Origin of the sequence: Aquimarina spongiae (assembly GCF_900141785.1) — a bacterium.
Taxonomy (GTDB): Bacteria; Bacteroidota; Bacteroidia; order Flavobacteriales; family Flavobacteriaceae; genus Aquimarina; species Aquimarina spongiae.
Genome location: NZ_FQYP01000001.1, coordinates 281215 through 296102, shown reverse-complemented (window position 1 = coordinate 296102; position 14888 = coordinate 281215). Strand labels below are relative to the sequence as shown.

Here is a 14888-nt window from a genome sequence, read left to right as displayed (position 1 = left end):
TTGATTTGTGTGTGTGAAAAAGAGTGATTATTTAGCCCCCCACTCTGCAAGGGAATCTTTATTCAATTTTACGTAATCGGCATTTCCTGCCTTCTCTGCTAATTCTAACGACGTTTTAGCAGCTTTTATTGCCCCATCCTTGTCTCCTTTTTTTGCATAGATCAAAGATTGTTGTCTGTGAAACCAGAACGCAGGTTCTTTTCTCATCGATATTGCTTTGTCAATATGTTCCGCAGCTTTATCAAAATTTTCGATTTCTTTATAGAAAACTGCAGCTTGATAATGATCTCCTGCAGATGGTCCAGCCATAACTTGCTCGATACTAGCCAATGCCTTTTTCTTACTTGGCACTTCAATTTTTACCGCTGCCTCAGTATTTGCCCAAATAATGTTCATTGTTGCACCACTCATGGTAAAATCACTGAACATGATCGTAAAAGTTTCCACATTCATAGGTAATGTATTTGCTTTTACAGTCGCAGTAGCAGCCACTTTAGAATCATCCCATTTTCTTGGAGTACCCCAGTTATTTGCATCGCTATAAAAAATTACTTCCCAGTTCTCTTTTCCTGGTTTAGTAAAAATCGCGTAAGTACCTTTTTTAAGCTCTTTACCTTCTACTTTTACATCATCACCAAATGTGATTTGCGTATTTTTGTTTGCACCTGTTCTCCATAATTTATCATAAGGAACTAGGTTTCCAAAAATAGTTCTTCCTTTCATACTAGGTCGAGAATATTCTACAGCAACATCAGTCAATCCAATAACCTGCTCAATCTTAGAAGAAGGACTAGGTTGAGGAGTTTTTACTTGTGCTTCTATGCCAAATGACAAGAGCGCAGCAGAAAGAAATAAGACAATTTTTTTCATTGTGTGTTAATTTAGTTTGTGATTTGTTTCAATAATAACGGTAACGAAAATAAGGATTACACATACATAATGAGTTAACAAAAACTTAAAATAAGGAATAGTATATTTGTCTCGTTTTAATAAAAATTATGCGAACATACATTTCAGAAACCATTGGAACCTTTAGTTTGATATTTTGTGGTACTGGAGCCATGACTATTAATGAAGTTACAGGAGGCGATGTATCTCATGTAGGAATAGCCATTACCTGGGGACTTATTGTTATGGCCATGATCTATGCTTTTGGTGAAATATCTGGTGCTCATTTTAACCCTGCGGTTACCATAGCTTTTGCTTACGCAAAAAAGTTTGAGTGGAAAGAGGTGCCCAAATATATTTTAGCACAATGCATTGGTGCTATCCTAGCAAGTTCGGTATTGCTTTTTCTATTTCCGGAGAGTGAATTTCTCGGAGGCACCATACCTTCAATAGATCCTTATAAAGCTTTTGTTCTCGAAACACTACTCACCTATTTTCTAATGGTGGTTATCATCAATGTATCTACAGGGTCTAAAGAAACAGGAACAATGGCCGGTATTGCTATTGGAGGTGTTGTGCTGTTAGAAGCTATGTTTGCCGGTCCAGTAACCAAAGCATCAATGAACCCCGTAAGATCCCTTGGACCTGCACTATTATCTGGGCACTGGGAGTATCAATGGCTATATTTTATCGCTCCGGTAATTGGAGCTTTACTGGCTGTTTTAACCTGCAGAATTGTGAAACCAGATAATTGCTGTGACGATTGTTAAGATTTATTAGCTTTTTCTAGCCCCTGTAATTTGCATAACTCCTTATTTTTAACATATATTTATCATACAATTAACCTATTTCCCCCTTATGAAGCATTTTTCGAACGAATTTTGCCAGATGGAGTTACATGATCAATTTGTTATCCTCACTATAAACGAAAATGTAGATCTTACCCTTGATAGAGCATCTATTATAAGAGACAAGCTACGTGAGCATTATAAATCTCAGGATTTTTTAATGATCAGTTATAGAAAATTTAAACACAACGTAAGTACCGACATTTATAAACAAGGCCAATTATCTAACATGAAGGGCCTTGCTATAGTTTCTAAAGATGATGAAGTAAGAAACAAAGCCATTATGGAACAAGAGTTATATGGTAAATCTTTCGTGTTTTTTAGCTGTGTTGACGAAGCAATCTCGTGGGCAGAAGCTTACTTCTAATGTTAAAATTTATTTTTGTTTAACAATTTAACCTTTTTAGTTAAACAAAATGATTGTATTTTTACTTCAAATTATTGAAGTATGAAAATCTATACCCTAAGAGCAAAACAAAACCTACCTATTTCTGTAGATCAAGCCTGGGAATTTCTTTCAGACCCAAAAAACTTAAAAACGATTACTCCTGATTATATGGGGTTCGAAATCGTCTCTGGTGCAGACCGAGAAATGTATTCTGGTCAAATCATTCAATACATTGTGACTCCAATTGCGGGAATCAAAAACAAATGGGTTACCGAAATTACTCATGTTCAGGACAAATTATACTTCGTGGACGAACAAAGGTTTGGTCCATACGCCCTTTGGCATCATAAACACTTTATTAAAGAAATCCCTGGCGGTGTAGAGATGGAAGATATCATTGATTATAAAGTTCCTTTTGGACTATTAGGACAAATGGTTCATCCTATATTGGTTAAACCCAAACTAACAGAGATTTTTAATTATAGAAAACATAAATTAGAAGAACTATTTGGTACCTTAGAGTCTAATAACAACTACCAAATCCTATTTACTTAATCCCTTGGGAATATGAAAAGAAAAAATATTTTATTGATCGGAGGAAGCCATGGTATTGGTTTCGAAATTGCTTTAAAACTATATAGCGAACACAATATATATATCGCGTCCAGAACCTCTGAAAATTTGGGAAATCTAGAAGTAACCCATATTCCTTATGACGCTTCCAAGGATGAAATAGATCCTTCTGCCCTACCAGAAAGAATTGATGGCTTTGTTTATTGTCCTGGGAGTATTAACCTGAAACCTTTCAAAATGCTGGATCCCAAAGCTTTCGAGGAAGATATGCAAATCAACTTCATGTTTTTGGTAAAAATTATTCATACGATCTTACCAAATCTGAAAAATTCTGAGCAAGCAAGTTTAATCTTTTTCAGTACCGTAGCCGTAAAAGTAGGAATGCCATTTCATACCAGTATCGCGGCCGCAAAAGGAGCAATAGAAGGTTTTGCAAAAGCACTGGCAGCAGAATATGCTCCGCAATTTAGGGTTAATGTTATTGCACCTTCCTTAACCGAAACGCCACTAGCTAAACGTCTATTAGGAAACGAAAAAAAGAAAGAATTGATGAATAATCGACACCCAATGAAACGAGTAGGACAAGCAGAAGATATTGCCAATATTGCACGATTCCTACTCAGTGACGACAGTAGTTGGATTACAGGACAAGTTATCGGTGTTGACGGAGGAATGTCGACCCTAAACGTAAATTAATAATGGGTAAAGCTATTTCTGTATTCTGGTTTAGACGAGATCTACGACTAGATGATAATATTGGTTTATTTAACGCACTACAATCGGAATATCCTGTCCTCCCTATCTTTATCTTTGATAAAAAGATTTTGGATCACCTACCAAAAAATGATGCACGGGTTTCCTTTATTTATAATACCTTAGAAGGAATAAATCAAGAACTGCATCAAAAACACAAATCCTCTTTGGTCAAGTTTTATGGTACTCCCGAAGAAGTGCTCAATCAATTAACTACTAATTTTGATGTTAAAGAGGTATATACGAATCATGACTATGAACCCTATGCCCGAGAAAGAGATCAAAAAATAGCGGAATTTCTTACCCAAAAAAATATTCGATTTCAGACATACAAAGATCAAGTCATTTTTGAAAAAGGTGATATTCTAAAAAAGGATGGAAATCCTTATGTAGTCTATACACCATACAAAAATAAATGGAAAGAACTGTTCCATATTGATCTGATACAATCGGTAGCTACAGAACAATATCTTGGTAATACGGTAAAGGATATTCATTTTCCTGAAATTACCTTAGCCGAAATGGGGTTTGAACCCTCAAGCATCAAAGTTCCTGTATTTGACGTCTCCCCTACCTTAATTGACAATTATGAAGATACCAGGAACTTCCCGGCCAAAGAACAAGGAACATCAAAACTAGGTCCTTATTTGCGCTTTGGAATAGTAAGTATTAGAAAAATTGTAAAAAAAGCAATTTCACAAAACAATGAAGTCTTTTGGTCTGAGCTGATTTGGAGAGAGTTTTTTATGCAAATTCTATGGCATTATCCCAAAACCAAGGATCATGCATTCAAACCTAAATACGATCGCATAGAATGGCGAAACGATGAAGCAGATTTTGAAAAGTGGAAAAATGGAGAAACTGGATACCCTTTGGTAGATGCAGGAATGCGGGAATTAAATCAAACTGGTTACATGCACAATCGTGTACGCATGGTTGTAGCTAGTTTTCTTTGTAAACACTTACTGATCGACTGGAGATGGGGGGAAGCGTACTTTGCGGAAAAACTATTGGATTACGATCTTTCTGCCAATGTAGGCAATTGGCAATGGGCGTCGGGTTCTGGTGTGGATGCAGCGCCTTATTTTAGAATATTTAACCCCACAACGCAGATTACCAAATTTGATAAAAATCTTGAGTACATTAAAACTTGGGTACAAGACCTTAATGAACTCACTTACCCTCATCCTATGGTAGAGCACAAGATGGCGAGAGAACGCTGTTTAAAAACCTACAAGGAAGCACTGGATTAACTAATTAAAATATAACATTTTATTTAATATTTGGGATTGATGTTTTTCGTATTTTGAAGTACTTAAAACAATATGCATAATCAATAAATCCAAATTCTAATGACTACAGAACAAGTTGCCAACCGTTTAGTAGAACTTTGTCGTATGGGAGAAAACATGCAGGCAATAAGCGAACTTTATGACACCAAGGTTGTAAGCAAAGAAATGCCAGGATACCCTAACTCTGTGACCGCGGGTAAAGAAGCCGTGATCAAAAAAAGTGAGGACTGGTATGCTACCGTAGAAGAGTATCACGGAGGCCAAATCTCTGACCCTCTTGTAGCCGATAATCATTTTAGTCTTACCATGAAAATGGATTGTACTTTTAAAGGGCAAGGTCGTATGCAAATAGAAGAGCTTTGTGTTTACGAAGTTAACGATGGTAAAATTACCGAAGAACAGTTTTTCTACACTATGCCTCCACAATAGCACAAGGTGTTCCTTAAAAATTAAAAAAGCCTGATAATCATCAGGCTTTTAGTTCTTATATCTGTATGTTATTGTCTCCTAAAACTTGTATCCAAAAGAAACTTGAAATACTCCATTTCTAATTGAAGCTTCGTCTTCCAATCCTTCAATATCATCGATATCAGCAATTCCGAAGTTATATCTGGCTTGAAAAAAGGTTCCGAACTCAAATTGATACCCTAATCCCAGATTCACACCAAAGTCGATTTCGGAAAAAGACTCTTTCAAATCTACATCAGAAGTTTCTGTACCTCCATTAGCAGTATTTTTACGTTCAAGAATTGCAGAAGTTAAATATCCTACCTGAGGCCCTACTTCAATACTAAAACCTGGAGCGGTGTAGAATGGATAATACTTGATCGTCGGAGTAAGATAAATATAATCCAACTTTAAGGTTTCATCCTCAAAATTTGGTTCTGGGCTATCTGCTTTATATCCCTGGAAAGAATAATACAATTCTGGTTGTATAGCTAGGATCTCTATGATAGGTATTTCAGCAACCAATCCAAGGTGTACACTTGTTCGTACATCAAGATCATCGGTCCCGTCACCAACTACATCTGCCACATTCAATCCAACTTTTAATCCCATTTGAAAAGATTCAACTTGGCTAGTCATTTTTTGGGATAAAAAACCAGCAAGTAGAACAAGGAAAAATATTCGTTTATTCATAGTAATCTAATTTGGAGCAATTATTATTTGGTTGTTAGAATTTCTTCATTCTCAGTAATAAACGAAGAAACTACAATTTAATTACGTTTTCAAAAGTAAACAACCCGATCCAGAAATAAAAAAAATAATTATACTTGTATAAAACAATCAAACATCGATAATAGCTTTTATCTTTGACAGAGCTGGGTTACGATTGTCTTTTTTATAAATCACCGAAAGCTCTGCTTTTTGAGGAATTTTTGGGATCTCAAGAAACTTCACTGCCAAATTAAAGCCATACTGTAATGACGTAGGTACGATGGCCACTCCTAGACCACTTTCTACCAATTTGAAAATAGTTTGAGCATGTACAGATTTATGAGTCACTTTGGGAGTAAATCCTTTATCCTCACAGATACTCATAATTTTATTATAGTACAACGAGCTATAATCAGAAGAAAACAGAATGAAATTTTCCTCTGCCACCTGAGCAATATTTTTAAACGTTTTCAAACTTAAATGATGTTCTTTGGGCAACACCAATGAAAACGAATCTGTATGCACAGTCTTCATTTTTAGCCCATCAGGAACCCTGGATAATCTAACGAAACCAAGATCCAACTGATCTTTCTGTATAGCTTCTACCTGCATATAATTAGACATTTCCTCCAAGCTAAATTGAATATTAGGGTATTCCCGATTAGCCTGTACCAGGATATCTGGTATCACCGTTTGAATGGCGGATCCCAAAAATCCTATCCTTACCTCTCCTGTACTCCCTTGATCAACTAATCGAGCTTGCTTTACGGTAAAATCAATATGATTAAAAATATACTCCAATTCTTTTTTTAGAAATATTCCTGCTGCGGTAAGCGCTACATTTCTTTTATCTCTAACAAATAATTTAGCTCCAATGATCTCTTCCATCTGCTTGATTTGTCTGCTCAATCCAGGTTGAGAAATAAACAGTCTATCGGCAGCTTTCCTAAAATGTAATTCTTCGGCTACGGCAAGAAAATAACTAAAATGTCTAAGTTCTAACTGATAACTCATAGTTATTAATAATTGATATAAATGGTATTTCTAATTATTAAATGTAACCATTAATTTAGTACTAACAAATCATACAACAATAAATGTCAACAACAGCGCACCATTTTTTATTTGGAGAAGACTTTTTAACCGCGGGGATTGCTTTGCAAATCGCTAGAGGTGAAAGAAAAGCATCGATTTCGGATACTGCCAGAGAGAAAATCCGACAAAGCGAGCGTACCGTTCAAAACATAGTAGAAAAAGGCGATCCCGTTTATGGAATTAACACAGGATTTGGCCCACTTTGTACTACCAAAATATCAAAAGAAGAAACCAATATATTACAAAGCAATATTTTACAAAGCCACAGTGTTGGTGTTGGGGATCCTATTGATACCGAAATTGCGAAGCTAATGCTCATTCTTAAAGCACAATCTTTGTCAAAAGGATATTCTGGAATCGCAGAAAAAACTTTGGATCGTATTCTTTGGCATATCGACAACGATGCTATTCCTGTTGTTCCTAGTCAAGGTTCTGTAGGTGCTTCTGGAGATTTAGCTCCTTTATCCCACCTATTTTTACCCTTACTTGGATTAGGGAAAGTACACTATAAGGGTGACGTAATTGCCACTCAAGAATTATTTGACAGTCTAAGTCTGGATCCTATTGCTTTAGGCCCCAAAGAAGGATTAGCCTTGATCAATGGCACACAATTTATAGCTGCGCATGCTGTACAATTAGTGGCCAAATTACACAATTGTTTATCCCATTCTGATATCATCGGAGCCATGATGATCGAGGGATTACAAGGTTCGGTAAAACCTTTTTACAAAGAGCTTCATCAATTACGCCCTTTTAAAGGAAATATCCACGTGGCTTCAAAAGTAAAATCTCTATTAAAAGGTTCAGAAATTATGGAGGATCATATTGATTGTGATCGCGTACAGGATCCCTATTCTTTGCGTTGCATCCCGCAAGTACATGGATCTTCCAGAAATGCCTGGTTGCATCTTAAAGAATTATTAGAAGTAGAGTTGAATTCAGTAACAGATAACCCAATTATTATTGACGAGGAATTAACCATAAGCGGTGGTAGTTTTCATGGTCAACCGTTGGCCATGGCTATTGATTATGCGTGTCTGGCTGCTTCAGAATTAGGAAACATCTCCGATCGTCGTATCTATTTGGCTTTAGAAGGAAATTCACCAGGCGTCCCAAAATTATTAATGGAGGATACAGGAATCAACTCAGGGTATATGATTCTTCAATATACCAGTGCGGCTTTGGCCAGTGAGAACAAAGGGCTTTGTTTCCCCTCCAGTGCCGATAGTATTCCTACCTCTCTGGGTCAAGAAGATCATGTAAGTATGGGATCCATAGGAGGTAGAAAAGCCTTGAGAGTTATTGATAATCTTGAAAAAATTCTTGCAATAGAACTACTTACTGCTGCGCAGGCATTCGAATACCGAAAACCAATGAAATCCGGAATCATTCTGGACAAAATTCATCAGGAAATTCGAAAACATGTTCCTTTTGCTGAAAAGGACCGTGTATTTGCAGATGATATTGAAGAAGGAATAAAAATGATTAAAAACAAAACTATAACAACGATCGCCGATCAGGTATCAAAAAACAAAAATGTATCTCTTGAAACGCAATACTCTGAAGAATTTGAAGTCTATTAATCAATAATAGCAAACTAACAGGAAAACAATAAGTAACGCGTATGGAAAAGTATAAACTAATTGGTCCCATCACACAATTGATTGGTTTGGAGAAATTATCCCTCAAAGGATCAGTGAAGGACGAAAATTTGAACCTTATTGAAAATGCCGGAATACTCATCCGAAACCATAAAATTGATGCTATAGGAAGCTATTCAGAACTAAAAGAAAAGGTAACAGCCTTGAACGCAAAGGTGGTAATGGTTGAACTTAAAGCCAATCATGTTTGTGTTCCTGGATTTATTGATGCCCACACTCATATTTGTTTCGCAGGAAGCAGAGCTCGGGATTATGCAATGAGAAATGCAGGGAAGTCGTATCTTGAAATTGCAGAAGCAGGTGGAGGCATCTGGGATACCGTGATGCAGACCAGGAATGCCACTCAAGAGGAACTATCTCACAATGTAATCAAAAGAGCTAATCTCTTGTTGAAAAAAGGAATAACCACAATAGAGGTAAAAAGCGGATATGGATTATCTACTCCAGAAGAGTTAAAAATGTTGAGGGCCATCAAAAATGCAAACCTCAATACCGAAGCTGATCTTATTGCTACCTGTTTGGCTGGGCATATGCTCCCCAAAGATTATGAAGGAGATCATCAATCGTACTTAGAACATATTAGTAATACACTGTTCCCTATTCTTAAAGAAGAAAACTTAAGCAATAGAATTGACGCTTTTATAGAGAAAAGCGCTTTTATGCCGTCTGATATCTATCCGTATTTCAGAAAAGCAAAGGCCATGGAATTTGATATTACCGTACATGCTGATCAATTTAGTACCGGAGGTAGCGAAGTAGCCGTAAATATTAATGCTATTAGTGCTGATCATCTAGAAGCCAGTACAGAAGATGAAATTGAAATGATCGCCAAAAGTAATGTCGTTGCAGTAGCCTTACCCGGGGCTTCTATCGGTTTGGGATGTAATTTTACTCCTGCCAGAAAAATTTTAGATGCAGGCGGAATAGTAGCCATTGCGAGTGACTGGAATCCAGGATCTGCTCCAATGGGAGATTTATTAACTCAAGCTACAATTCTGGGAACTTTCGAAAAATTAAGTAATGCAGAAATATTGGCTGGAATCACCTACAGAGCAGCAGCAGCATTAAATTTATCCGATCGGGGAAGATTGGTACCAGATATGCTTGCCGACTTCAACCTTTTTGAAACAGATCATTATAACGAAATCTTTTATCATCAGGGCAAACTTACACCTGCTCAGGTATGGAAAAAAGGAGAACTCATTTATTCAACTCACCGTTAAAAACACTGCTATGACATTTAAAGAGCAAATACTACAAGGAATTCCCGACGTATTACCGCCAAAGAAAAAATATGATCCGCAAATCAGTAGAGCCCCAAAAAGGAAACAAATCCTTTCTAACGAAGAAAAAAAGTTAGCGCTCAAAAATGCTTTGCGGTATTTTCCAGAAACCTGGCATAAGGAACTTGCAGAAGAATTTTTGAGTGAATTGAATGAGTTTGGTCGCATTTATATGTATCGTTTTATGCCTGATTATGATATGTTTGCTCGTCCAATCAGTGAATACCCGTTTCTTACATCACAAGCGGGTGCAATAATGCTGATGATCCAAAACAATCTGGATCCGGCTGTAGCCCAACATCCTTACGAACTGATCACTTATGGTGGAAACGGTGCGGTTTTTCAGAATTGGGCACAATATCTACTCACGATGAAGTATCTGGCTACAATGACCGAAGAGCAGACTTTGCATATGTATTCTGGACATCCTATGGGTTTATTTCCTTCTTCAAAAGATGCGCCAAGGGTAATTGTTACCAACGGAATGATGATCCCCAACTACTCTACTCCAAATGACTGGGAAAAGTATAACGCTTTAGGAGTTACACAATACGGACAAATGACCGCCGGGAGTTATATGTACATTGGTCCACAAGGAATCGTTCATGGTACTACCATTACCGTGATGAATGCATTTAGAAAAACACTTAAACCTAATGAAACATCTGCAGGTAAAATTTTCCTAACCGCTGGACTGGGTGGTATGAGCGGTGCCCAACCCAAAGCAGGAAATATAGCAGGTTGTATTACCGTTTGCGCAGAAGTCAACCCGGATGCAGCACAAAAAAGGCATTCGCAAGGCTGGGTAGATGAAATTGTAGATCATATAGACGCTTTAGTACTTCGTGTTCAAAAAGCAGTACAACAAAAAGAGATAGTTTCTATAGCCTATCAAGGAAATATTGTAGATGTATGGGAGCGATTTTATGAAGAAGAAATCTATGTGGATTTAGGCTCTGATCAAACCTCCCTGCATAACCCATGGTCTGGCGGATATTATCCCGTAGGCGTAAGTTATAAAGACGCTAACAAAATGATTAGTAATGATCCCGAGCTTTTTAAAACGAAAGTGCAAGAATCTCTACGAAGGCATGCAGCTGCAATCAACCTTCATACGGCTAGAGGGACTTACTTTTTTGATTATGGTAATGCGTTTCTTTTAGAAGCTTCGAGAGCTGGAGCCGATATTATGGCTGAGAATAAAATCGATTTTAAATATCCATCTTACGTTCAGGATATTCTGGGACCAATGTGTTTTGATTATGGATTTGGACCGTTTAGATGGGTGTGTACTTCAGGAAATCCAGGTGATTTGGAGAAAACGGATGAAATTGCCCTTGAGGTAATGAAAACTATCAAAAATGAAGCTCCGGAAGAAATTCAGCAGCAGATGCAAGATAATATTACCTGGATAGAAGAAGCCAAAGAAAATCAACTTGTGGTAGGTTCGCAAGCCAGGATACTATACGCCGATGCAGAAGGAAGAATGAAAATTGCTGAAGCATTTAATCAAGCTATAAAAAATAAAGAAATCACTGCTCCCATTGTACTAGGTAGAGATCACCATGATGTGAGTGGTACAGATTCTCCTTATCGCGAAACCAGTAACATCTACGATGGTAGTAAGTTTACGGCAGATATGGCGATTCATAATGTTATCGGAGATAGCTTTAGAGGAGCAACATGGGTGTCCATACACAATGGCGGTGGTGTAGGATGGGGAGAAGTGATGAATGGTGGTTTTGGTCTGGTGTTAGATGGTTCTAAAGATGCTTCGGAAAGGTTAAATAAAATGTTATTCTATGATGTAAACAACGGAATCTCAAGAAGAAGTTGGGCCAGAAATAAAGAAGCCATATTTGCTATCAAAAGAGAAATGGAACGTACTCCTTCATTGCAAGTAACATTACCTAATTTGGTTGAAGAAGAGGTTGTTGATCATCTAATTGACTAATATGAAACGATATATACAACCAGATGCTACCATTTGGAAAGGACGGAATTCTGATCAGGAGTTGTATTTCCATGAAAAAATAAAGCTACTAGATCTAGACCATGAAATTTCTTTGCAAAAAGATAAAAAATATTTTGGTTTGTTGGGATATGCTTGTGATGAAGGCGTACGAAGAAATCTAGGCCGAGTTGGTGCGGCTCAAGCACCAGATAGCATTCGGGCAAATTTAGCTTCGCTAGCAAATCATTTTGATAGTGATACAGAAATTGTGGATACTGGTACAATAAGGTGCACCGACGGGGATTTAGAAAAAACGCATCAGGTTACTACAAACTGCATTTCTCAATTACTACAGCATAACATATTTCCAATCGTTTTAGGAGGTGGACATGATCTTGCTTATCCGCATTTTAACGGCATTAAAACGAAATTTCAAGATGCTACTATTGGAATCATCAATTTGGATGCCCATTTTGATTTAAGACCTCTGATTGATCAAAGTACTTCCGGAACACCATTCTATCAAATTGCCGAAGAAAATAAGGAATTTAATTACCTATGTTTAGGTATTCAAAAAGCTTCAAATCATAAGGGATTATTTGATACTGCAGCAGAACTTAATGTTTCGTATATCGAGAATACCGCTTTCAATATGAAACATCTTGAAAAGGTAGAAAAAATCATAGGACATTTTGTTTCTTCTGTAGATTATATTTATCTCACGATCGATATTGATGGGTTTAGTTCGGCTTATGCTCCCGGAGTAAGTGCGCCCTCCCCATTTGGATTTTCGGTAGACATTGCCCTGGAAACCATAACTCAGATTTGCAATTCAAAAAAATTAGTCAGTGTGGATCTGGTAGAACTTAATCCCAAATACGATATTGATCATTGTACCTCTAAACTGGCAGCAAGATTGATTTATCACATTATTCAAAACTTAACGTAAACCACTTCTTATTTCCGTAACCTCTTGATCTGGGTATGGAAACATACGTTCTGATCCTTTTGTTAATAACTACGTTTTAGTTTTGCTATCAACAGTACATTCTACAAAGGAATACCAGAATTGATTAGATAATCTACTATCAATCACATTTTATCATAAAAAAAGACCCTTCAAATGTGCATAAGAAGGGTTATAGGGCAAATCAAAAAAGGGGGAAACACTTTCTAATAATTCTTGTAAACTCCTGTAAACAAGCTTATCACATATCGTACCCAAATATTATTGAAACTATTATTACTTACGAATCGCATAGCTTGAGGCTCCAGGAAGTTGTCTTAAAAAATTTACAATACTTGTAAAGTTTAGTCCTAATAGGGAGTAAAATGTATTCATGACTGTGTGATTTAAGATTATCTGTCACTAAATTAACATGTTATCAACAAATTACCAAATTTAATGTTTATTAAATGTTAATTATTTGTTGAAAACAATTTTTATATCGATAAAAAGATATTTTTAATAACATTTATTTAAAAAATGTAAGTTATTTCTTATTTAAATTGTTAATAACTATGTTAATAACTGCAAATAACGATATATATCACGAGCTCAAGCTGTTAATAACCTCAACTTAATTTCTCCGTTTTGTCATTTCTATCTCCACCACTGGACAATTTGAGGTTATTTATAGCATCAAACTGTAATTTTTGGATAAATTGCTACCATGAATACGGCGACTATTAAAGAAATCAAGACGGAGCTTACCCATCGTTCTCATCAAGAACTAATGGAACTTTGCTTACAACTCTCTAGGTTCAAAAAGGAGAATAAAGAGTTACTTACCTATATTTTGTTCGAATCCAGTAATGAAGAAGCTTATATCCAGGCCATACAAAATCTGGTTGATGAAGAATTTGATGCTATCAACACCAAATCTTATCATTACATCAAGAAAAGTGTTCGGAAGATTTTACGAATGATAAAGAAATACATCAGGTATTCTAAAAATAAAGAAACCGAAATTGAGCTCTTACTCTACTTCTGTCAAAAATTGAAAGACTTTACCCCTTATATCAAAAAAAGCACGGTGCTTAAAAACATCATGCAGCGAGAGCTTTTGAGTATCAAAAAAAAGACAGTAAAGCTTCACGAGGATCTACAATATGATTATCAACAACAACTCAATGATTTTATAGATTAATTTATAGCTGTTTGTCGATCCATTTTAGTATTGTTGCTAATAATTTTTCTTTTTCCAAGTCATTATGCAATTCATGGTATCCTTCTTCAAATAGTACCAAGTCTGCTAAATCACTTTTCTCAGAAAATTCTTGGGTAGCCGTATAATCAATCAAACGATCATCTGTTCCATGAAATACAAGGGTTGGTTTTTGTAATAAGTTTCCATGATCCATTGCCCACTTTCCAGCTTCCATAATAGGGAAAGAAAAATTCGGACTTATTTTATCATGAACCAGAGGATCTTGTTCATACTTCTCCACTTTTTCAGGTATTCTTGATATGGCTTTTGTATCTAATCCAGAAGGTAATGTTATCGACGGAGCTATATGTTGTAACAACTTACCCATTGACATTTTCCAGGTTGGAGGTTGAAATGCTAATCTAAAAAAAGGACTAGACAATATTACCCCATTTACTTTTGGATCTTGTTTTAAGACATAATTGATCACCAAATTGCCCCCCATACTATGACCGTACAAAAAAATTGGGGTATTAGGTAAAAGAGATTCAGTTTTAGAGATCATCATACCAATGAGTTCCATAAGTGAAGAATAGTCTGGGCAATGCCCTCTTTTTCCACTACTCTTACCATGACCAAAATTATCGTAGGTAATTACTGCAATATGCTTTGCCAATAACTCTGGAATGACATAATCTGTATACCGAGCAGAATGTTCTCCCATTCCATGCACTAAAAGAACGATAGCTTTACTTTCATTTGGTATCCAATATTGACTAAAGATTTGATGCTTATGATAGGCTACATAGAATTCTTGATGCTGCATGCCTTAAATATACGAGATT

15 protein-coding genes are annotated in these 14888 nt (G+C 36.4%); 11 read left to right on the top strand and 4 right to left on the bottom strand.

The annotated features are described in order from the left end of the window. Positions 1–27: 27 nt before the first annotated feature. The gene (locus BUE24_RS01250) at positions 28–870 is read right to left on the bottom strand and encodes a DUF2911 domain-containing protein (protein ID WP_073312802.1); all 843 of its coding nucleotides are present in this window, start codon (positions 868–870) and stop codon (positions 28–30) included. A 128-nt stretch (positions 871–998) separates the two neighbouring features. On the opposite strand from BUE24_RS01250, the gene BUE24_RS01245 reads away from it, so the two are divergent. From BUE24_RS01245 to BUE24_RS01220, 6 genes are all read left to right on the top strand, one after another. Next, the gene (locus BUE24_RS01245; protein WP_073312800.1) at positions 999–1658 is read left to right on the top strand and encodes an MIP/aquaporin family protein; all 660 of its coding nucleotides are present in this window, start codon (positions 999–1001) and stop codon (positions 1656–1658) included. An 88-nt stretch (positions 1659–1746) separates the two neighbouring features. Further along, positions 1747–2103, top strand: coding sequence for a hypothetical protein (locus tag BUE24_RS01240; RefSeq protein WP_073312798.1), 357 nt, complete (start codon positions 1747–1749; stop codon positions 2101–2103). An 81-nt stretch (positions 2104–2184) separates the two neighbouring features. Continuing rightward, positions 2185–2679, top strand: a complete 495-nt coding sequence (locus BUE24_RS01235) for an SRPBCC family protein (protein WP_073312796.1) — start codon at positions 2185–2187, stop codon at positions 2677–2679. Positions 2680–2691: 12 nt separating this feature from the next. After that, positions 2692–3393, top strand: a complete 702-nt coding sequence (locus BUE24_RS01230) for an SDR family NAD(P)-dependent oxidoreductase (RefSeq protein ID WP_073312794.1) — start codon at positions 2692–2694, stop codon at positions 3391–3393. Positions 3394–3395: 2 nt separating this feature from the next. Further along, positions 3396–4703: a cryptochrome/photolyase family protein gene (locus BUE24_RS01225; RefSeq protein WP_073312792.1), complete on the top strand. Its 1308-nt coding sequence runs from the start codon at positions 3396–3398 to the stop codon at positions 4701–4703. 99 nt (positions 4704–4802) lie between these two features. Then, complete coding sequence (locus tag BUE24_RS01220) at positions 4803–5171, top strand: SnoaL-like domain-containing protein (RefSeq protein ID WP_073312790.1); 369 nt, start codon at positions 4803–4805, stop codon at positions 5169–5171. A gap of 78 nt (positions 5172–5249) precedes the next feature. Here the strand turns inward: BUE24_RS01220 and BUE24_RS01215 are convergent, their stop codons facing one another. Both BUE24_RS01215 and BUE24_RS01210 read right to left on the bottom strand, forming a co-directional pair. Continuing rightward, positions 5250–5882 (bottom strand): porin family protein, encoded by a 633-nt coding sequence (locus BUE24_RS01215; RefSeq protein ID WP_073312775.1) that lies wholly within the window; start codon positions 5880–5882, stop codon positions 5250–5252. A 147-nt stretch (positions 5883–6029) separates the two neighbouring features. Next, positions 6030–6914, bottom strand: a complete 885-nt coding sequence (locus BUE24_RS01210; RefSeq protein ID WP_073312773.1) for a LysR family transcriptional regulator — start codon at positions 6912–6914, stop codon at positions 6030–6032. Between the two features lie 83 nt (positions 6915–6997). On the opposite strand from BUE24_RS01210, the gene hutH reads away from it, so the two are divergent. The 5 genes from hutH (at position 6998) to BUE24_RS01185 (ending at position 14043) form a co-directional block, all read left to right on the top strand. Beyond that, positions 6998–8578 carry a histidine ammonia-lyase gene (gene hutH, locus BUE24_RS01205; protein WP_073312771.1) on the top strand — a complete coding sequence of 527 codons (1581 nt, stop codon included), beginning with the start codon at positions 6998–7000 and terminating at the stop codon, positions 8576–8578. A gap of 41 nt (positions 8579–8619) precedes the next feature. Next, on the top strand, positions 8620–9879 hold the full coding sequence (gene hutI / locus BUE24_RS01200) for an imidazolonepropionase (protein WP_073312770.1): 1260 nt from the start codon (positions 8620–8622) through the stop codon (positions 9877–9879). A gap of 10 nt (positions 9880–9889) precedes the next feature. Continuing rightward, the gene (locus BUE24_RS01195; protein WP_073312768.1) at positions 9890–11893 is read left to right on the top strand and encodes a urocanate hydratase; all 2004 of its coding nucleotides are present in this window, start codon (positions 9890–9892) and stop codon (positions 11891–11893) included. A gap of 1 nt (position 11894) precedes the next feature. After that, positions 11895–12842: a formimidoylglutamase gene (gene hutG, locus BUE24_RS01190; RefSeq protein WP_073312766.1), complete on the top strand. Its 948-nt coding sequence runs from the start codon at positions 11895–11897 to the stop codon at positions 12840–12842. A gap of 724 nt (positions 12843–13566) precedes the next feature. After that, on the top strand, positions 13567–14043 hold the full coding sequence (locus tag BUE24_RS01185) for a hypothetical protein (RefSeq protein ID WP_073312764.1): 477 nt from the start codon (positions 13567–13569) through the stop codon (positions 14041–14043). A 1-nt stretch (position 14044) separates the two neighbouring features. On the opposite strand, the gene BUE24_RS01180 is transcribed toward BUE24_RS01185, so the two are convergent. Then, the gene (locus BUE24_RS01180) at positions 14045–14869 is read right to left on the bottom strand and encodes an alpha/beta hydrolase (RefSeq protein WP_073312762.1); all 825 of its coding nucleotides are present in this window, start codon (positions 14867–14869) and stop codon (positions 14045–14047) included. Between the last annotated feature and the right edge of the window lie 19 nt (positions 14870–14888).

What these genes read in the sequence shown, in the direction of transcription:
- BUE24_RS01250 (WP_073312802.1), bottom strand. Translation starts at nt 870, where the DNA reads ATGAAAAAAATTGTCTTATTTCTTTCTGCTGCGCTCTTGTCATTTGGC.
- BUE24_RS01245 (WP_073312800.1), top strand. Translation starts at nt 999, where the DNA reads ATGCGAACATACATTTCAGAAACCATTGGAACCTTTAGTTTGATATTT.
- BUE24_RS01240 (WP_073312798.1), top strand. Translation starts at nt 1,747, where the DNA reads ATGAAGCATTTTTCGAACGAATTTTGCCAGATGGAGTTACATGATCAA.
- BUE24_RS01235 (WP_073312796.1), top strand. Translation starts at nt 2,185, where the DNA reads ATGAAAATCTATACCCTAAGAGCAAAACAAAACCTACCTATTTCTGTA.
- BUE24_RS01230 (WP_073312794.1), top strand. Translation starts at nt 2,692, where the DNA reads ATGAAAAGAAAAAATATTTTATTGATCGGAGGAAGCCATGGTATTGGT.
- BUE24_RS01225 (WP_073312792.1), top strand. Translation starts at nt 3,396, where the DNA reads ATGGGTAAAGCTATTTCTGTATTCTGGTTTAGACGAGATCTACGACTA.
- BUE24_RS01220 (WP_073312790.1), top strand. Translation starts at nt 4,803, where the DNA reads ATGACTACAGAACAAGTTGCCAACCGTTTAGTAGAACTTTGTCGTATG.
- BUE24_RS01215 (WP_073312775.1), bottom strand. Translation starts at nt 5,882, where the DNA reads ATGAATAAACGAATATTTTTCCTTGTTCTACTTGCTGGTTTTTTATCC.
- BUE24_RS01210 (WP_073312773.1), bottom strand. Translation starts at nt 6,914, where the DNA reads ATGAGTTATCAGTTAGAACTTAGACATTTTAGTTATTTTCTTGCCGTA.
- hutH (WP_073312771.1), top strand. Translation starts at nt 6,998, where the DNA reads ATGTCAACAACAGCGCACCATTTTTTATTTGGAGAAGACTTTTTAACC.
- hutI (WP_073312770.1), top strand. Translation starts at nt 8,620, where the DNA reads ATGGAAAAGTATAAACTAATTGGTCCCATCACACAATTGATTGGTTTG.
- BUE24_RS01195 (WP_073312768.1), top strand. Translation starts at nt 9,890, where the DNA reads ATGACATTTAAAGAGCAAATACTACAAGGAATTCCCGACGTATTACCG.
- hutG (WP_073312766.1), top strand. Translation starts at nt 11,895, where the DNA reads ATGAAACGATATATACAACCAGATGCTACCATTTGGAAAGGACGGAAT.
- BUE24_RS01185 (WP_073312764.1), top strand. Translation starts at nt 13,567, where the DNA reads ATGAATACGGCGACTATTAAAGAAATCAAGACGGAGCTTACCCATCGT.
- BUE24_RS01180 (WP_073312762.1), bottom strand. Translation starts at nt 14,869, where the DNA reads ATGCAGCATCAAGAATTCTATGTAGCCTATCATAAGCATCAAATCTTT.